This is a genomic window from Campylobacter sp. 2018MI01 (assembly GCF_018501205.1).
Taxonomy (GTDB): Bacteria; Campylobacterota; Campylobacteria; order Campylobacterales; family Campylobacteraceae; genus Campylobacter_E.
The window spans coordinates 1-474 of sequence record NZ_JAHCZE010000145.1 but is presented as its reverse complement, the minus strand read 5'-3'; the positions used below and the strand labels follow the sequence as shown (position 1 = coordinate 474).

The 474-nt window shown below is 57.4% G+C and carries 1 protein-coding gene; it reads right to left on the bottom strand.

The features are described 5' to 3' along the window. Window positions 1-474: TGS domain-containing protein (locus tag KJQ97_RS10080; protein WP_214120691.1), on the bottom strand; the 474-nt coding region annotated here is incomplete at both ends.

The following is a 474-nucleotide window of genomic DNA, read 5'->3' as shown; positions in this document are numbered from 1 at the left end:
CGGCACACCGGCTTGACGTAGCTGCTTTGCGATAGCGTCCTTGCCGGCTTCAATGGACTCCTCGCGGCGCTCCTTAGTGAAGTAAGACTTAATCTTGGAACGAGCACGGGGAGAAGCGATGAACCCCAGCCAGTCACGACTGGGACTCGCATCAGGCGCGTTCGACGTGAGGATATCGATGACGTCGCCGTTGTTAAGTTTGGTATCGAGGGTGACAAGTTTGCCGTTCACCCTGGCGCCAATACAGCGGTGACCAACCTCGGTATGGACGGCATAGGCGAAGTCAACCGGAGTGGCGCCCTGAGGAAGGCTCATAACATCGCCCTTGGGGGTAAAGACATACACCTCGCGAGAGTTAATCTCGAAGCGCAGCGAGTCCAGGAACTCGCTGGGATCAGATTCCTCCTTGGACCACTGGTTGAGAGACTGCACCCACGAAAGATCTGTGCCGTCAGGCTGAATCCCCCGACCGAC